Here is a 17578-nt window from a genome sequence, read left to right on the forward strand (position 1 = left end):
AGAACTTTATCGCTTTCTATTTTTATTCCTGTTCTGGAATTATAATGGGTTGAAGAACCATGCCAGGTCGACGCAAATTAAACTCTGCAGAAACGGTAACTTCGGCTTGAGAAAAGCGCTTCTTCCAATCTAAGGCGATGTATTCTTGCTTATATAACATTTGTGTTCGCACAAAGCGCGCAAAATAGAAAGGATCAGATTCTAAAGCTTGCATTTTGCGAATTAACTCTAAGGCTTGTTCTGCTACTATTTTTTCAACTTCTGCTTCTAAAAGCGTATATTTGTCAGGTGATACATGCTTTTCTAAAGATTGAATATCTCGTATATTGCCTTCTAAGAAAAGGTGAATATCAATGGTTACAGGGTCTTCTTTATTCCAATCAATGGTAACATTGGGCGGACGGGAACGATATAACTCTACGGCAAAGGTCCGGTTTTCTACTTCTGGATCATCGAAGATCCACAAACCATAGCGGTAATTATCTCGTAAAAGACCGTAGATCCGAGACTCCCAGCCTGATAATTGCTCGATCATGACGCCTTCTTGAAGCACAGCGATGCCAATCATTTCAAGGGGATTACCGCCAGAACGATTAAAGTGATCTAAGGTTTCCCCACCAATTAGATCTTTATTAACTTCGTCATGATACTCTTCCGTTGACATGGGAGTTACTTGATTATTCTCAACTTCCTTTTCCACGATGGGATTAATACAGATCAGAGGTACGACTGTATCAACGTGATGTTCCTCAATTTCTGCAACGATATCGTGTAAAAGCATAGGCCGGGCATAGCCCAACTCGCGCATGCTTTCGCTTATACCTTCAATATAACGAGTCATAAATGTTTCGATGACCGGTAGATTGTTTAACATAAGATCACGAGCAGTGCCAAACTTATTAATCCAGACATACGTTGTTCGCCGAAACTGAGGCTCGCGTTCGAGATAATCAAGATGATAGTGAATGCCTTCTGTAGCGGCCAGTTCTTCGCCAAAAACTACGGCGCGAAGATGACGAAAGTCAAGCTTTCTTCCTATGCTTGTTCCTAACAAAGAGACGGCTTCAGGGATGGAGCGAGCTGTAACAGTAACAAGCTTATGGCCATCGGGCATTGTATCAGTACCTGAAGCTTTGCCGCCCCGTGGATCCAGTTGTCCAGGAATGGCAATACGAAAAACAACATCATATTGATTTTCAACCACGCTTTGATCAACGCCCATATTCAAAACAAAGGACAATGTTTCTAATTCTCTTCGATCCCAGCAACTTGTATTGAATAAAGAAAGCACCAAGAGCAGAGAAAGAAAAAAAAGACGAACCCTAGAAGTAGAGCTTTTTCTCATCGCCTTTGCCTCCTTTGACGGTGAAAAAGCAGAGCCCATAGCCAGAGGAGAAAGGGCAAGCCAAAGATAGGAATGGCAAGATAAGCCGGAAAAGTACGATAGGCTTTTACAGCTTCTAAGCTTGTTTCATGGAAAAAAGCAATGGTAAGGACAATGATAGCAAGAGGAAAGAGGTAGGGACGGTAATCAGACGCTTTCGCTCCTTGTGCCAAAGAAAGAGCACTTACGTAAAATCCTGCCGCCATCCCAATGATGGAAATACTTGCCCAAACGAACATAAAAAGAGGATCGAGGCGCTGTAGAAAAGTTCCATAATAGATCAAGCGAGTTAATTGAAAAAGGGGAAAACCCAACTCTGCGCCTGTATGAACGGGAAAAACATAAATATAGACAGCCTGGGCGAAAGCAAAGAAGAAGGTCAGAGTTATAAGACTCGTATAACCAGCTTGTTGCAAGGTCTGATGATTGCGAAAAAGAGGCGCAATAAAAGCAAGTAAAATAATCTCTTTATAAATTCCGATGTGATTGACAGAAGAAACTAAAAGACGCCATTCACCGTAGCCCAACCAGGGTGCAAAATTATAAAAGTCTCCGCGTTGCATAGCTAGCAAAAAAGTAACCATAAAAGCTACTAAAAGCCAAGGAAAAAGAAGCCCTGCCAGTCTTGCTAGATTTTCAATTCCAAAGTAAGCAAGATAGATAAAGGTACCTACCATGATAAAGAGAACGGCAGAAAGAGGTGTATGAGGCAATAAGGTGCTTAATAGAAATTCCCCGATAATTCGGAGCTGCAATCCAATAATCAAAACGAAAAAAGCGGCAAAGAGAAATCCTAAGAGCCATTGGGCCCAAGTCCCCCAAAGCAACCCTGCAATCTCTAGGAAGGAAAGGCCTTCAAACATTTTTAGTAGACTCGTTAGGATATAAAAAAACACCAAAGTGAAAACAAGCACAATCAGAGGTACAGCCCAAGCTACAGGACCCGCTTCATCAATTAAGTGACGAGGCATGGCCAGAAACATTTTGACATAGATCAGATAATTGCAAAGGCAAAAAGCTTCAAAGCCCCCGATATGGCCATCTTTTTTTTTCACCTTCATGCTTTTTTCCTTTTACTATGAAGTTTCTTAGATGACTTTGTATAGGGCTGTAGAAGTTGGATCTCTGTCGGCGTATTGACATCCCAGGGCCTTTGGACGAGGCTCTGTTTTTGTTTATTCAGTAGGCCCATAAAGGTAGGGCGTCTCTCCTGCATAAAAGGTATAGGTCGAAGAATCACGTCTGCGTTGCCCGGTCGAAGGGGGCTGACAGGAGAGAGAAAAGGAACGCCCATTGACTTGAGCGAGACAAGATGATGGCCTAGAAGAAGAAGACCAACGACAATGCCAAAAAATCCAAAAGCACTGGCCAAAGCGATAAAAAAGAGACGTAAGATACGGATACTAAAGGTGAGCGTATAGTAAGGGATTGAAAAGCCAGCTAGCACCGTAATGGCTAGGACAACAATCACAATGGGAGACACAATACCAGCTTCTACCACAGCCTGTCCGATGATAATAGCACCTACGATACCAATGGTCGGCCCAATCACATTAGGAATTCGTAAAGCTGATTCACGAATAAACTCAAAAGCCAACTCAAGAAACAAAATTTCTAAAAAAGTGGGAAAGGGAACTCTTTCCCGAGCCGAGGCAATGGACAGCATTAGCTCTGTACGAATCATCTCAGGATGAAAGTTGACGACAGCAATATAGATACCTGGTAAAAAAAATAGCGATTATCAAAGCAAATACACGAATCAAGCGGGCGAAAGAACCAATGGGCCAACGAAAATAATAATCTTCTGGACTATGCAATTGTGACCAAAAAGTAACAGGCATCAACAAAGCCTGCGGGCTACCTTGCATCATCACAGCGACAGAGCCTTCTAAGAGATGAGAAATGGTCCGGTCAGGTCTTTCTGTTGTTATAGCTTGCGAGAAAATGGACAGAGGTCTTCCTTGGATATAATTTTCTAGATTTCCTATGCTATAAAGCATGTCTACATCGATCGATTTAAGTCTTCTACGCATTTCTTGAACCAGCTTGGGAGAAGTCAGACCTTCTATATAAAGCACATAGAGACGCTCTTGTGAACGGTGCGGTTGTTCAACTGGCTCAGCGATAAACTCAGGAATAGACAGCCGCATGCGTAGTAAGTAAAGGTTTGTTCTAATTTCTTCTACAAAAGCATCATTAGAACCTCGAATGACCGTTTCTGTTTTTGGCGATTCTACAGCACGGCTTTCTCGCGTTCCAGCTTTTACAGCTAGGCCAATTGCAAAGCCTTCTACGTGTATGAATAACCTACCCGCGCTGATATGAGCGGCTGCATCTTCAAGCGTATAGACTTCTGTAACAACATGGCTGTACGTTAAAAGGTCTTTCAGATCCTCCCAAGCGATTTGGTTGCAATCTTCTGTTAAGGTAACAAGCGGTTCAACGATAGCATCTTGAACTTGCTGAGAATCAACAAGGCTTTGATAATAGAAGATGGAGACTTGACCACAGGGTGTTTTGAGCTGCCGAGTAACAAAATCTGGATTTATGGTTGCATAAAAAAGAGGTGCTAGAGCACTTTGTATGGAAGCGCTCTCTGTCGGCAGCTCTGTTTTTTCTTTATTCGTGGGGTGGTACTCCCTTGTAAGGGTTACTTTTCTCTGATAGGGCTTGCGAGAAGAACTGAGCGAGAAAGTTTTGTCTTGTGTAAAAGAGTTAACTACAAAAAGATTTTTTAGTTTTTGTAGATTTTTCTTCCAATTAAACAAGCTCACTCCATATAACCTCCGCTCTTCTACATGGCAACTAACATGTAGTCTTTGCTATTTTTTCTTTCTCATAGCAAATAAATAAAAGCAATATTTTCCATAAAGAGGGTTGTTCTGCTTTTTCTTAAATCGTAATGGTTACTTTTTCGCAAGAGAAAAGAGGAATTTGAACGAGAGGAAGCGAATTTAATATAATAAAAATAACAAAAGACAAAACAAAGGGTAGACAAATGGCTAGGGCTTTTTCAATGTCTTGAGAAGAAAGGAGGGAGAGGGCTTTCTGCAGAGCTAAAAGTGCAGGAGCCAGCGAGCCATGAAAATTATGATCATTGATGCAGATCCAAAGGGGAGTCTTTCGTTAAAATCCATACTTTCGCAAGCGGGCTACGATGCGGCTATAGCAAATAACCTTGATGAATTGCTTGAAAGACCCTCCTGTGAACAAGGGACAGCAGATTTTTGTGAAAAAAGAGCAGATTTACTACTACTTGATCTTCCTGGTCTTGATCTTGAGACGCGGCACAAAGCTCTTTCGTACTATAATAAGGCGAAAAACCATGAGAAGATTAGAAGCGTTCCTGCAATTATGATGATAGAAATCAATGATATGGATGATATTGATGAATTATTTCATCACCAATCCGTTGACTATATTACCAAGCCGGTGCGCAAAGCCGATCTGCTTGGACGAATTCGTTCTGTCTTATCTATGAAGAAAGAGATGGATCATCGGCAAGCCCGTGAGAAAAAGCTCTTAGAAGTAACACGACAACTAGAAGAAGCCGTTCAAAACTTAGAACAGATTTCGTCTTATGATGCCCTTACGGGTGTAGCCAACCGAAGATACTTTGATAAATATTTGAATTTAACCTGGGAACGCTGTGGGGAAGAAGGATTGCCTCTTTCTTTGCTTATGTTGGATCTCGATAATTTTAAAGACTTTAATGACACCTACGGACATCAAAGTGGCGATCGTTGCTTACAAGCTGTCGCATTGACCTTGCAAAAATATTTTGTCTTGCCAGGAAGCCTTGTCTGTCGTTATGGTGGGGAAGAGTTTGCCGTTATCATGCCCGATCTAGAAGGCAATAAAGCACTTTCTTACGCTGAAGAAGGAAGAAAGAAGATTGAAGAACTGTCTATTCCTCATCGTAAGTCTTCAGTTAGCGCCTATGTAACTGTGAGTATTGGTGTTGCGACAACAATACCGGGCAATGGTGAGATTGATAGCTACTTGAAGCTTGTTGATGCCTCCGATAAAGCACTCTATATGGCCAAAGGACAGGGACGCAACCAGGTCATGACTTATGAAGAGATGAAGTGTTATCAGAAGGTTTCACAGAAATAACTGATATAGAGCATTACAAGGACTGATAGAATTCTGACAGCATAGGGCGTCAGAATTTTTCTTTTCTCTATGAATGATCAGTAAAAGAAAGGAAAAAATAAGGCGGTAGCAAGAAAGGATGGATTACAAATGGATGGTTTGTTTAACTTATTGTCAGTTGGCTTTTGGGTTGTTCTTATCGCATTCTTCCTCTTCTCCATGGCTCGTATTGTGGGGCAATATGAGCGATCAGTCTTATTGCGATTCGGTAAATTTATTAAAGTACTTGATCCAGGTTTGAATTTTGTTCTTCCTTTTGGCATTGATCAGACCATTCCAGTCGATCTACGTACAGCAACCATTGATGTACCGAGGCAAGATTTGATCACCAAAGACAACGTACCTGTTTCTATCGACGCCGTTGTCTACTTTAATGTGTCTGATCCCAAGGCAGCTATTTTAAATGTGCAAAATTTTCGACATGCTACCACATTGCTGGCCCAGACCTTGTTACGTTCGGTCCTTGGTGCTCATGAATTAGACGATATGCTATCCCAGCGTGATAAGCTCAATCAGTTATTACAAGAACAGCTTGATAGGCAAACAGACGGCTGGGGTATCAAAGTAACAGGTGTAGAAATCAAAAACGTAGACCTACCAGAAGGCATGCGTCGTGCCATGGCCAAGCAGGCTGAGGCAGAGCGGGAGCGACGGGCCAAAATTATCGCTGCAGAAGGGGAATTTCAAGCATCCCAGAAACTGCTTGATGCCGCTACTGTCATCAGCAAAGATCCTGCAGGTTTAATGCTACGGACTTTGCAAACTCTCTCTGAAGTAGCCGGTGATAAAAATAGCACTCTCATTTTCCCAGTACCCGTAGAATTGCTCCGGTTGTATGGTGGAGATAAGAAGAACGAGAAATAGCACAAGGGGCGGTTATGCCCTTTAGCGCACAATCACAAAATAAGACAAATTGTGTATACAAAAAGCTATTTTTGTGCTATAATCTCAATGTTAAAAACGAATAGTGCCCTTTTGAACGCTGAGTTTCTCATACTTGGATGAGAAAGCGGGGGAACCAATTTTTTGGGGTGAGTCCGGTATGAACCGGTAGGGTGATCCATTCATCCGAATCCGTCAGCTAACTTCGTAAGCGTGGATGGTGTAAAGGGGTCTGCAAGTTTGTATGTAAATACATGCTTTTTATTTCTATCGCCTTTTAAGCCCTCGACATCATCCTTGTCGAGGGCTTTTCTTTTGGAATATGGAAGGAGTGAGGGACATGGGTTTTGAGCATCCGATTCCACAGTGGATTCCGAAAGAAAGCGCTCTACCCTATAAAGTAGAAAAAGCGGTGACTTCTTTCTGGGAAGCCAATCCGATACTTCTAGAGCTACTTTCAAGCAGTAGAACTTTAGAAGAAGCACGCGAGAGAGTGTATAACTATCTTCACGACTTTGAAAGAAAAAGCTTGCATGGCAAGGTTTACCTGAATCCTATGGAGCGGCAAGTAGGCCGTAAAGCTTTGCACGTATTAAAAAATATATTTGCGAAAAGAAACGAAGAAGTTACTCAAAAGAGTGCACTCAAAACTTTATATAAATTAGCCCATAACTCGAACCGCCCTGTTTCTATGGCTTTTATTGAAGAGATGAGCCACCTTTTCACGGCCATGAAGGGACAGACCAAGCTATATGGTGCTGTGCAGCAAGGTGAAGTTGCAGCGCAAGATGAGAGGCTTACTTCTATGGCTCGACAGGCCTTGCAGCAAAGCCGACGTTATCCCGATGGTTTTGACGCCGATGTTCAAGAGGAACGAGAAAAAAATCGTCAGCGAATTATGGCCTTCTTTGGTGCTATAGAAGAGAACTGGCAAGATTGGCGTTGGCAATGTAGAAACGTAATTCGTGACGCAGAAACATTGTCACAACTGGTAAAGCTCACGGAGGATGAGAAAGAAGCCATTGTTCAAGCTAACAAACATGGAATACCTTTTGGAATCACACCTTATTATGTATCATTAATGGACTTTGCAGACCATCGCCATCGTGATCACGCCATACGAGCGCAAGTACTCCCACCTCTTGACTATGTAAAAGAAGTTGTAGAAGGCCAAAAAGATCCTACGAAAACTTTTGACTTTATGGGAGAGAAAGATACTTCTCCAGAAAACTTAATTACACGGCGCTATCCTATGATCGCGATTTTAAAGCCGTACAACACTTGCGCCCAAATATGTGTCTACTGCCAACGTAACTGGGAGATTGATGATGTACTTTCTGAGAAGGCACAAGCGCCACGTCATAAGCTAGAAAAAGCCATGGCTTGGTTCCGCAAGCACCCTGAAGTAGAAGAAATCTTAATCACCGGCGGCGACCCTGCTGTGATGACCGATCAAGTTTTTGCCTCTGTACTGGATGAAGTGAGCAAGCTTGATCATGTACGCAGAATTCGCATTGGAAGCCGCATGCCTGTTGTTCTCCCCATGCGCTTTACAGAAGAATTTGCTGACCTGCTTGCCCAATATCGTATTCCTGGAAAGCGCGAAGTGGCAGTTATGACACACTTTGAACATTCTTATGAAGTAACACCAGAAGCTATGCAAGCCATTCAGCGGTTACGTCAACGAGGCATTGCCGTCTACAATCAAGGTGTCTATACCATGGAAAATGCCCGTCGCTTTGAAATGGTCGCCTTACGCAAGCGACTGCGTCTTATGGGCGTAGACCCTTACTACACCTTTAACGCCAAAGGCAAAGAAGAGACCAAAGACTACCGCATTCCCATTGCTCGACTTTTACAAGAGCAAGCAGAAGAAGCTCGACTAAACCCCGGTCTCGATCGAACTGATGAAGCCGTTTTCAACATTCCTCGCCTAGGCAAGAATTATCTTCGAGCAGGGCAAGATCACGAAGTGATCATGATCGACGAAAAAGGCGGCCGCATCTATGAATTTTTCCCTTGGGATCATAGCAACCTAGAAAGCGAACCTTTCTTGCATCAAGATGTGCCGATTTCTGGTTTCTTACAAGAGATGGAACGAAGAGGGGAAAAAGCAGAAGACTATCGTTCTATCTGGTACTACTATTAAGATTGGGTGTAAAAAATAACCTGGTTTTTTATAACTAGAAGTCTTTTCTATACGAAAAGAGAGGCGCAGACCTTTATGATAGGTTCTGCGCCTCTCTTTTTTAGGAAAGCTGAACTAGCTTAAGAAAGAGAAGCCTTATGCTGGGCCTAGGCATCTCACTTTCCTCCGCTCTGGACTGGTCCCACGCTGTTACCGACAGCAAAGCTGTCGACAGCTGAGGTCCCAAGTCCCGCTACGGAAAGTGAGATGCCCAGGCCAGGGACATATTGCTTGATTGCTCCTTAGGAGAGACAGCACAGGAGAACCGTCCCTCTGAGTTAGGTGTGGCAAACGAAACGTCCCCTTGGCATTGCCTATACCTTAGACCCCGGTACTGACTCCAAATCAGGATCAACTTCTTCCTCTTCCACTTCAGAAACTTCAACCATAGGCTGCACAATCGATAACAGAACTTTTCGCTTTAGCCGATCTTCCATTAACGTCGTGAGCAAAGAGGGCAAAGAACCATCTATCGTGGCCTCCGCTTCTAAGTGCAATGTTACCTTATAAGTAGAAGTTTCTCGATCGTAAGAAAAGGAAAAAGTCCTCCATAAAAAATCAGGTGAAACACGATTCTTTTCAACAAGAATATCTTCAATCAATTTCTCTGGATTATTAAGAACAATGCCGGCTTGTTCCGGTGATAAAGTCGTACCCATTGCTGGAACGACAGCACCTTCTTCTGGTGCAAGAGGAGGCGAATCAATCAGGCCGTGACGGTTTACTTCTGCGACTCGAACCATTTGCAACTGCAAAGAAACAGGTGCTTTGAGGCGATACTCTAAGAGATTTTCAATCTCTCGCAACTGATTCGGTGTAAAATGCTCTGGAGAACGTACTACAGCATAAATCTCTAGCCCTTTAGAATCCCGTTGATATTGATACGTTACCAGTTCTGTACGAGGAATAATCTGCAAGTTATCACTTAAGGATTGTAAGATCAATTTATCAGTCTGATTTCTATCAACAGCGCGAGCCATAATGGTGATCAGTGGAATCGAGATCAGAACGAGCATGGCAATCGAAATCATAAAGCGTTGACGAACCGAGAGGACTTCGTCTTTTTCACCGGTAAACTTCGAAGTAAACCCAGCCAACAAAAAGACAATAGAGCTAGCCAAACTAATGGCAATTAAGTTGGCTAAAAATAGAAGAAAACCACCCATAACAACGGCGTATTCGTAGGTTGCCAAACCAATCCCTACTACGCAAAGAGGTGGCATTAAGGCTGTGGCAATCGCAACGCCTGGCAGTGCAGCCGACTTGGGATGGTAGGTAATTGTATAAGCGCCAGCTGCACCAGAGGCTAACGCTATTAATAAATCGAAAAGTGTAGGTTCTATCCGTGCTAATATCTCTGGCGTCAGTTCTCGAGTGGGTGAAAGCAAGGTAATGAAAGTAGAAAGGACGATGGCCAAAGCAAGGCCTGTAAACTCAGCAAAAGAGGCTCGACGAAGTAGTTGTGTATCACCCAGTGTAATGGCCAGTGAACCCGATATAATGGGATTCATTAACGGTGCAATCAACATGGCCCCGATAATAACAGCAGCGCTATTGGTCAACAAACCCAATGTTGCTACCGTACCAGACAAAGCCACCATGAGATAAAAGTAAGCGTTGGCTTGTCCTGATTCACTAAGCTCATGATAAATCTCTCGTTTTTGCTCCTCTGATATTTTCGAAGCAACTCTTTGCATGAAACACCTCGCAAATTACAAAAAGTCTTTTGCATAAAGTATAGCAAAAGACTTTTCACCATGCTACGACAAAATTTCCATTCTGAGGTATCTTTTTATCGTGACTACTTCCGCGTTGCTCGAAAGGTTCCACCCCGAATGGGTTTTGTGTCCATCACAGTCACGAAAGCTTTCGGGTCCCACTCATTGACCTTTTTCTCCAGCTCACGAAACCTTTTTCTTTCAAAAACAACGTTCAGAAGCTGATGGCAACCTTCACGGCCTTGGCAGGGAAACAGGCTTACACCGAAACCTTCTTCACGCAATCGATCGGAGAAATTCCAGGCGTCCCGGAAGGTGATAACTTGCATGGTTAAGTAACCAATGGCGAGTTTTTCTTCGAGCCAGGTACCGACTACGTTGCCGGCTGCAAAGCCGAGGGCGTATATAATCAGGCTTAAAGGGTCATCAAGCGTATCAAAGACAAGCTTAAGAGCAATGATGTAGATTAAAACTTCAAAGAATCCAAAGGTGGCAGCCCATAGTTTTTTCCCTCGCATGACCATAAGCACGCGCAGTGTCATCATTGTGACGTCAATAACCCGTGCCATAAATACTACGAAATAGCCGAATAGTAGTGCCGTCACCTTGCTAACTCCTTTCCTCACTTTGAATAAGGAAACCTGCCTATGGTCGGCAGGTTTCCTGTTGTTTCTATGAGTCAAATTGGAGCTTTATCAAAATCTTATGGTTTTACCCATAAGTTCATATCTTCAAAGTCGCCTGCAATATGACAGTTGTTAATCAGCCTGCCTTGAAAGCGATAGCCTAATTTATAGAATACCCTGTTGATACCAAAAGATGTAGCGCGGGCTAAGGTGTAGCAGCAGTAAGGGCCACTCTCTTTGATCTCTTTTTCAAGTTCGGGAATAAGTCGCTCTGTCAAAGATAGGCCGCGGTGTTCTGGGTGAGTGGCGCAGTCTGTAATCTCGTAGCCCTGCCATTCTCTTTCGGGATAGGTGGCGGCCATGCTGACGAGCTTTCCTTGATGAAAAACACCGGCAAAAAGGCATCCTTTGGAGAAGAGTTCTTGGATATAGGAAGGATTTTCCACTGGACTGGGGTAGCTTGCAAAAACTTCCTTGAGCAGCCCTGAGATGGCAAAGCTATCTTTGCGTTGCAAAGAGCGTATCTCGTAAGCATCAGGAATGGGTGAGAGGTTTTTGATAGGTCTTTTCGTCAGTTCTTGTAGAACCTTTTGTTCTGCTTCAAGATTTTTGGAGACGCCACGCTCTTGATCTATATAGTAAGCCAGAGAGGCCAATGTTTTCTCATCTATATGACTTTCTACAATTCCTTCGAGAACAAAACCTTGATCAAGCCAGTGACCTAGATCTTGCACTGATGTCCAGAGCCAGATCTTTTCTAAGCCTTCGTTTCTGGCGATCTTTCGTAGTTTTGGTGTCGATTTTGGAGATATGGGGGATCGAATAGAGGTTACGATCAATCGTCGATTGTGCGGGTCCTTTTGCAGGTTGGAAGTAGCATAGGCTTTATAATCTCGTTGGCAATTCTCTGAAGTATAAGTCTTTTTACATGATATCATCGGTTTTCCACCGCCGCTTCACGGTAGTAGTTACTGTTTCTTCGGCGATCTCGTTGATTGTCTTGTGGTATAAGACATACTTTTTCTCCACGGAATAGCTTGGCTAGGCCAGCGCGACTTGCTTTTTTGGAATTGCAATTTTTCTCACAACTATCGCAAGCACTTTGTTTGTCGCGAGGCTCTTGATAGACTGTAATCAGACCTTCGTAATTACGTAAGACCACTTGGTCGCCTGACTGAGAAATTAGGTACGTTGGTTGAACAGGAATCTTTCCGCCTCCACCGGGTGCATCGACAACGAAGGTAGGTACGGCTAACCCAGATGTATGGCCACGCAATGTTTCTATAATTTGAATGCCTTTACTTACAGAGGTACGGAAATGCTCAATACCTCGAGAAAGGTCACACTGGTAGAGGTAGTATGGGCGGATACGTATTTTTACAAGCTTATGCAAGAGTTCTTTCATAGTGATAGGGCAGTCGTTAACACCTTTTAATAAAACAGCTTGATTGCCTAGAGGTACGCCAGCATTGGCTAGCAAGGCAATGGCTTTTTCTGATTCTGCTGTTATTTCTTTCGGATGATTAAAATGAGTGTTCACCCATACAGGATGATGCTTTTGAATAATTTCGATTAGCTTTGGTGTAATCCGCTGTGGCATTACGACAGGCGCTCTTGTACCTATACGGATAATTTCTACATGTGGAATTTTGCGTAAAGAGGAAAGGAGATAGTCTAACATTTCATCGCTAATGCAAAGCCCATCGCCACCTGATATTAGGACATCGCGAATGTCGGGTACAGAACGAATATAGTTAAGAGCCTGGTTAAGCTCCTTTTTACTTCTTTGTTTATCTTTTGTTCCCGCAAAGCGCCTTCTAGTACAATGTCGACAATACATGGCGCACTGATCAGTCGTTAACAAAAGAACGCGATCGGGATAACGGTGTGTCAACCCTGGAACGGGAGAGTCGCTATCTTCATGAAGAGGATCGTCTTGATCGGCCGGTGAAGATTGTAGCTCTAAAGCAGAAGGGATAGACTGTAAACGAATGGGGCAACGGCTGTCCTTCTGATCGATGAGTGTAAAGTAATAGGGTGTGATAGCCATACGGAAACTATCAAGGCATTGTTGGATACTCTGGGCTTCTGTATCTGTAAGTGTCATTTTCGTTCGTAGGTCTTCTAGTGTGGTGATACGATTGGCCATTTGCCAGGTCCAATCGTTCCATTGTTCATCTGTAGCCTGAGGCCAAAAGCGTTTTCGAGATTCGGTCATTCTCATCCTCCTAGAATTTCGTAAGACTGGCACAAAAATAAAAAAGCTCTCGCTAAAGGAGCAACAAGAGCTTGTGGTTTCAAGTACTAATGAAGAAGAAACCCTGTTCGTGCCAGACCGAGATACTGCTCTTTTCGCGCTTACGAAGTTAGCTGTCGGATTCGGACCAAAGAGCAGGTCCTACCAGTTCAAGAACTGGATTCACCCCATAACGAGTGGGTCCTCCGCTTCCACCGTAGTTGTGGAACTCAGCGCTGGTCTTTATGATGATGTCCTTATTTAGGATATCATGTATAGATTATGCTTGTAAAACAGAAAGAGGAACCTTCTGGCTCCTCTTTCCGGTACGTCGTAGGCTCTATAGGCTTTGTTCTTCTTTAGGGCATGATAACAATAAATTGGTCTCATTTTCTGTAAGAAGCTTATGAATGAACATGGTAGGATGCCTTGTTAGGTCAATTTCGGTAGCTTCGACCAGTTGTTTTCCCTCATCAGAAAAAATAAGCCGCACAACAGGACGAGTCTGAAATAGTTTGTTCACATCAACAACGATGCCCACGGCACCCGTATTCAATTGAACGACCGACCCAATGGGGTAGATAGCGATGTTTTGGAGAAAGACTTGTGTTATTGAAGGATCGAGATGTTGTGATGTTGCGGCCATAAGGATCTCGTGGGCTTGATAGGGCAAAAATCCTTTGCGATAGACGCGGTCTGCTACAAGAGCGTCAAACATGTCTGCAACGGCTACAATACGAGCAAACTCATGAATGTCATTGCCATGAAGACCTCTCGGATAGCCCGTGCCATCAAAGCGTTCATGGTGTTGAAATGCTACATGGGCACTAAGGCTAGAAAAATCTTCTCTCTTTTTTCGAATTACGTCAAAGCCGTAGTAGCTATGCTTTTGGATTTCCTTGTATTCATCATCCGTCAATGAGCCAGGCTTGTTAAGAATTTCTATGGGAACAAACATTTTACCAATATCGTGAAGAAGAGCACCACAGGCTAAATCACGAAGTTTTAGCTCATTATAGCCTAACGCGAGCCCTGTTAAGGTTGCAAGAACGGCCACATTGACAGAATGCCCAAAGGTATAGTCATCATAAGCTCGTATATCGCTCATATGAATCAGAATATGCCGGTTCGCTATGATTTCATCAATAAGATGAGAGACTGCTTTTTTAATTTCTCGTCCATCGATGCCTTTTTCTCCTAGCAATTGAACTCGAAAAAAAGTATCGCGCACGGTCTTGATGGTAGCATTGCGAACTGATTCTCGTATAACTTGCGGAATTGGTAAGTCATCGGTCAATTGGTCTTTGATAAAAACAGCAGGGATACCCAGTTTTTTTAGTCGCTCGATAAACGAGGCAGATACGGTGATACCTGCACCTAATAAAATTTTTCCATCGGAGCTATATAAGGTACGAGCGAGTATCATACCTGGTGTTAATTGCTCCATTGATATTTTTCTCAAAACAAGGTGGCCTCCCTGTTTGCTTACTATCTTTGTCTTGTTCTATCTTTTTAAGGTGAAATCCTGCTTTCGTTGGCAGAGGGAAATAATTGGACCTAAAAGCTTTTGCGTGACTTTTTCGAAAAAAAGGGATAAAATGATTTTTGTAGAATCGTTACTTAAGCCCCCCTGTTAGACAAGAAGCTGGTATTTGGGCCATGGGGCTCCATGGACAGTACAGAAATGGAACAGGACATAAACACTGGATATTTTTCAGTCATAATGACCGCTAGGGGAGCCCGGTTTTTGCTCGGGCTGAGAGGGAGCAAGCAATGGATAGCTCCGACCCTTTGGACCTGATCTGGCGTAATACCAGCGGAGGAAAGCGGATAGATTAAGAATCTATTTTCTTTATCCCTCCTCTTATTTTTACCGAGGAGGGATTGTTTGTGTCTGCAAGGGGTAATAAAGCAGGAGGATGAACAATGACTACGATGCAGCGGGGCACACAAATGATGCGAGCACTGCAAGGCGAAGTTACGCCTGAAATGGTGCAAGTGGCCAAAGAAGAAGGTTGGCAAGCGGAAGAGTTAAGAGCCGAGATTGCCGCTGGCCGAGTTGTAATTCCAGCGAACAATCAGCGTCCTAGAGAAAAGTATTGCGGTGTCGGTCGTGGCTTGCGAACCAAAGTAAACGCCAATATTGGAACGTCTAAAGGGACTTCCGGTATTGATTACGAAAAAAGCAAGTTGGCCATTACCGTAGCTTGTGGTGCCGATGCTGTTATGGACTTAAGCACCGGTCCTGATATCGATGGAGTTCGTAGAGCTTTAATTGATGGTTGCCCCATTGCTTTTGGCACCGTGCCTATCTATCAAGCAACTGTTGAAGCGCAAGAGAAGAAAGGTTCTTTTATTGCTTTAACAGAAGAAGATATTATGAAAGCGGTACAAGCACAGGCAGAAGATGGCGTTGACTTTATGACCATTCATTGTGGCCTAACTTTAGAAGCACTAGAAAAGTTACGCAATCATAACCGCATTACCGATGTCGTTTCTCGCGGTGGCTCTTTTTTAACAGGTTGGATGTTACATCATGAAAAAGAGAACCCTTTCTACACGCGCTTTGATGAAATCTTAGAAATTGCTCGTCAATATGATATTACGCTTAGTTTGGGCGATGCTTTACGACCCGGATGCCTTGCTGATGCAACGGACAGAGGTCAGATTCAAGAACTGATCTTGTTAGGCGAACTGGTTGATCGCTGCCGTGCTGCAGAGGTACAAGTTATCGTTGAAGGGCCGGGTCACGTCCCTCTTGATCAAGTTGAAATGAACATTAAGCTACAAAAGAGACTCTGCCAGGATGCACCTTTCTATGTCTTGGGACCTCTCGTTACCGATGTTGCACCTGGTTATGATCATATTACGAGTGCCATTGGTGGTGCTATCGCCGCTGCAGCGGGTGCTGATTTTCTATGCTATGTAACGCCTGCAGAGCACCTAGGCTTGCCCGATGAAGATGCAGTTCGTCAAGGTATTATGGCTTCCCGTATTGCTGGTCATGCTGCCGACATTGCCAAAGGTATTAAAGGTGCTGCCGATTGGGATCGCTCCATGGCTCGAGCACGGAAAGCTTTAGATTGGGAAGAACAGCGTAAGCTTGCCATGGATCCAACGACTTTCGATAAGCATCCTCATACCCGGAGCAAAGAAGGTTGCTCTATGTGTGGGCCCTATTGCTCTATGAAGATTGTGAGCGAATATCTGGGTCGTCCTATGGGAACTTGCTAACGGTAAGAGATGCATGCTTTTCTAGGTAGTTGCAATTTGTGCAGAAGGAGTGCCTGGATCTCGTGGTAACACCAATCAATCGCATCGGTGAGTTTGGGCTTATCGATAAGCTTGCAAAAGCTTGGTCAGAAGGTGCTTCAGAGACAGCCCCTTCTTACAAACAAATGCTTCAACAGATAGGCGGTATAAACTCTGACAAAGCAGGTCCTTTTCTACCGCGGCTTGCTGTAGGTGATGATGGCGCTATTCTTGATGTACCATCTCACCGACCTTTGTTAACCACAACAGATATGCTCGTTGAAAAGGTTCACTTTCTATGGTCGCCCGAGAGAATTGCTTCTCTCGGGCATAAAGCCATGGCCGTAAATATCAGCGATATCGCGGCCATGGGAGGTCTTCCAACGTGGGCTTTTTTGTCTATTGCAATACCGCCTGTAGCAACGGTCGAAGAAGTTGTAGCTTTATATCGTGCTATGGGAGAAACCGCAGGCCGCTATGGTATTTCCTTGGCTGGTGGTGACACCGTTCGATCGGATCAATGGGTTATCAATGTTACTTTGATGGGATTGGCGATCAAAGAGCCAGTACGGCGTAGTGGTGGTAAGCCCGGTGACTTGCTTGTTGCTACGGGATGGCTCGGCGATGCAGCAGCAGGCCTTCATTTGCTATTGTCAGGGAAACCTTTTCAGGAGATGACGATGCAAGAGCAATTATTGCTACACCGTCACCTAGAGCCAACGCCTCGAGTGAAAGAAGCCGTGATGCTTGTTCAACAAAAAGCAGTAAAAGCCATGTTAGATATCAGTGATGGCCTAAGCAGCGAAATTCATCATCTTTGTAAGCAATCCGACTGTGGCGCTCTCCTTGATTTGTCACGCCTTCCCATCAGGGACGAGACAACTGAAATCGCTACATCGACAGGGCAATCAGCTCTTTCGTGGGCTTTATCAGGTGGTGAAGATTTTGAACTGCTTTTTGCTATCGACAAGGAAAAAGTATCTCTACTATCGACAATAGAGCAAAAAACAGGAACAAAATGTACAATTATCGGTGAATTGACGCCGCCCAATGAAGGAATCAATGCCTTTCATGGCCCCGAGCATAAAAGCCAAGCCTTCCCTCTTCGAGCAAAAGGCTATAATCATTTCTGAGACA

The 17578-nt window shown here is 43.8% G+C and carries 14 protein-coding genes and 3 riboswitches; of the genes, 5 read left to right on the forward strand and 9 right to left on the reverse strand.

Features of this window, described 5'->3' with window-relative positions; all coding sequences use genetic code 11:
* Positions 1-22 precede the first annotated feature (22 nt).
* From FTV88_RS10600 to FTV88_RS10615, 4 genes are read right to left on the reverse strand one after another with little or no spacing between them, the layout of a single operon-like run.
* The gene (locus FTV88_RS10600; protein ID WP_162007998.1) at positions 23-1345 is read right to left on the reverse strand and encodes a Ger(x)C family spore germination protein; all 1323 of its coding nucleotides are present in this window, start codon (positions 1343-1345) and stop codon (positions 23-25) included.
* Positions 1342-2445 (reverse strand): GerAB/ArcD/ProY family transporter, encoded by a 1104-nt coding sequence (locus FTV88_RS10605; RefSeq protein ID WP_153725596.1) that lies wholly within the window; start codon positions 2443-2445, stop codon positions 1342-1344. The genes FTV88_RS10600 and FTV88_RS10605 overlap by 4 nt, the downstream gene beginning before the upstream one ends.
* Positions 2442-3068, reverse strand: coding sequence for a spore germination protein (locus FTV88_RS10610; RefSeq protein ID WP_243137091.1), 627 nt, complete (start codon positions 3066-3068; stop codon positions 2442-2444). Before FTV88_RS10610 ends, FTV88_RS10605 begins: the two co-directional genes overlap by 4 nt.
* 1 nt (position 3069) lies before the next feature.
* A complete protein-coding gene (locus FTV88_RS10615; protein WP_153725598.1) occupies positions 3070-4158 on the reverse strand; it encodes a spore germination protein in 1089 nt (362 codons plus the stop codon).
* Between the two features lie 307 nt (positions 4159-4465).
* Between FTV88_RS10615 and FTV88_RS10620 the strand changes: the two genes are divergently transcribed.
* The 3 genes from FTV88_RS10620 (at position 4466) to FTV88_RS10630 (ending at position 8570) form a co-directional block, all read left to right on the forward strand.
* Positions 4466-5500 (forward strand): diguanylate cyclase domain-containing protein, encoded by a 1035-nt coding sequence (locus FTV88_RS10620; RefSeq protein WP_153725599.1) that lies wholly within the window; start codon positions 4466-4468, stop codon positions 5498-5500.
* A 129-nt stretch (positions 5501-5629) separates the two neighbouring features.
* Positions 5630-6403 (forward strand): slipin family protein, encoded by a 774-nt coding sequence (locus FTV88_RS10625; RefSeq protein WP_153725600.1) that lies wholly within the window; start codon positions 5630-5632, stop codon positions 6401-6403.
* A gap of 106 nt (positions 6404-6509) precedes the next feature.
* Positions 6510-6649: riboswitch (cyclic di-AMP (ydaO/yuaA leader) on the forward strand.
* Positions 6650-6761: 112 nt separating this feature from the next.
* Complete coding sequence (locus tag FTV88_RS10630; RefSeq protein ID WP_153725601.1) at positions 6762-8570, forward strand: KamA family radical SAM protein; 1809 nt, start codon at positions 6762-6764, stop codon at positions 8568-8570.
* 353 nt (positions 8571-8923) lie between these two features.
* On the opposite strand, the gene FTV88_RS10635 is transcribed toward FTV88_RS10630, so the two are convergent.
* From FTV88_RS10635 to FTV88_RS10655, 5 genes are all read right to left on the reverse strand, one after another.
* The gene (locus FTV88_RS10635) at positions 8924-10306 is read right to left on the reverse strand and encodes a TIGR00341 family protein (RefSeq protein ID WP_153725602.1); all 1383 of its coding nucleotides are present in this window, start codon (positions 10304-10306) and stop codon (positions 8924-8926) included.
* A 104-nt stretch (positions 10307-10410) separates the two neighbouring features.
* The gene (locus FTV88_RS10640; protein ID WP_153725603.1) at positions 10411-10932 is read right to left on the reverse strand and encodes a DUF2179 domain-containing protein; all 522 of its coding nucleotides are present in this window, start codon (positions 10930-10932) and stop codon (positions 10411-10413) included.
* A gap of 98 nt (positions 10933-11030) precedes the next feature.
* A complete protein-coding gene (gene ablB, locus FTV88_RS10645; protein ID WP_153725604.1) occupies positions 11031-11891 on the reverse strand; it encodes a putative beta-lysine N-acetyltransferase in 861 nt (286 codons plus the stop codon).
* A complete protein-coding gene (kamA, locus tag FTV88_RS10650) occupies positions 11888-13171 on the reverse strand; it encodes a lysine 2,3-aminomutase (protein ID WP_153725605.1) in 1284 nt (427 codons plus the stop codon). Before kamA ends, ablB begins: the two co-directional genes overlap by 4 nt.
* Before the next feature lie 123 nt (positions 13172-13294).
* Positions 13295-13435, reverse strand: a riboswitch (cyclic di-AMP (ydaO/yuaA leader).
* 94 nt (positions 13436-13529) lie between these two features.
* Positions 13530-14651, reverse strand: coding sequence for an HD-GYP domain-containing protein (locus FTV88_RS10655; RefSeq protein WP_153725606.1), 1122 nt, complete (start codon positions 14649-14651; stop codon positions 13530-13532).
* Between the two features lie 260 nt (positions 14652-14911).
* A riboswitch (TPP riboswitch) is annotated at positions 14912-15031 on the forward strand.
* A gap of 84 nt (positions 15032-15115) precedes the next feature.
* Between FTV88_RS10655 and thiC the strand changes: the two genes are divergently transcribed.
* On the forward strand, positions 15116-16423 hold the full coding sequence (thiC, locus tag FTV88_RS10660) for a phosphomethylpyrimidine synthase ThiC (RefSeq protein ID WP_438266896.1): 1308 nt from the start codon (positions 15116-15118) through the stop codon (positions 16421-16423).
* Between the two features lie 62 nt (positions 16424-16485).
* The gene (gene thiL, locus FTV88_RS10665; protein ID WP_153725607.1) at positions 16486-17574 is read left to right on the forward strand and encodes a thiamine-phosphate kinase; all 1089 of its coding nucleotides are present in this window, start codon (positions 16486-16488) and stop codon (positions 17572-17574) included.
* Positions 17575-17578 lie beyond the last annotated feature (4 nt).

It is taken from the genome of Heliorestis convoluta (genome assembly GCF_009649955.1).
Taxonomy (GTDB): Bacteria; Bacillota; Desulfitobacteriia; order Heliobacteriales; family Heliobacteriaceae; genus Heliorestis; species Heliorestis convoluta.

Coding starts and splice junctions, on each gene's coding strand:
- FTV88_RS10600 (WP_162007998.1), bottom strand. CDS start 1,345: ATGAGAAAAAGCTCTACTTCTAGGGTTCGTCTTTTTTTTCTTTCTCTG.
- FTV88_RS10605 (WP_153725596.1), bottom strand. CDS start 2,445: ATGAAGGTGAAAAAAAAAGATGGCCATATCGGGGGCTTTGAAGCTTTT.
- FTV88_RS10610 (WP_243137091.1), bottom strand. CDS start 3,068: ATGATTCGTACAGAGCTAATGCTGTCCATTGCCTCGGCTCGGGAAAGA.
- FTV88_RS10620 (WP_153725599.1), top strand. CDS start 4,466: ATGAAAATTATGATCATTGATGCAGATCCAAAGGGGAGTCTTTCGTTA.
- FTV88_RS10625 (WP_153725600.1), top strand. CDS start 5,630: ATGGATGGTTTGTTTAACTTATTGTCAGTTGGCTTTTGGGTTGTTCTT.
- FTV88_RS10630 (WP_153725601.1), top strand. CDS start 6,762: ATGGGTTTTGAGCATCCGATTCCACAGTGGATTCCGAAAGAAAGCGCT.
- FTV88_RS10635 (WP_153725602.1), bottom strand. CDS start 10,306: ATGCAAAGAGTTGCTTCGAAAATATCAGAGGAGCAAAAACGAGAGATT.
- ablB (WP_153725604.1), bottom strand. CDS start 11,891: ATGATATCATGTAAAAAGACTTATACTTCAGAGAATTGCCAACGAGAT.
- kamA (WP_153725605.1), bottom strand. CDS start 13,171: ATGACCGAATCTCGAAAACGCTTTTGGCCTCAGGCTACAGATGAACAA.
- thiC (WP_438266896.1), top strand. CDS start 15,116: ATGACTACGATGCAGCGGGGCACACAAATGATGCGAGCACTGCAAGGC.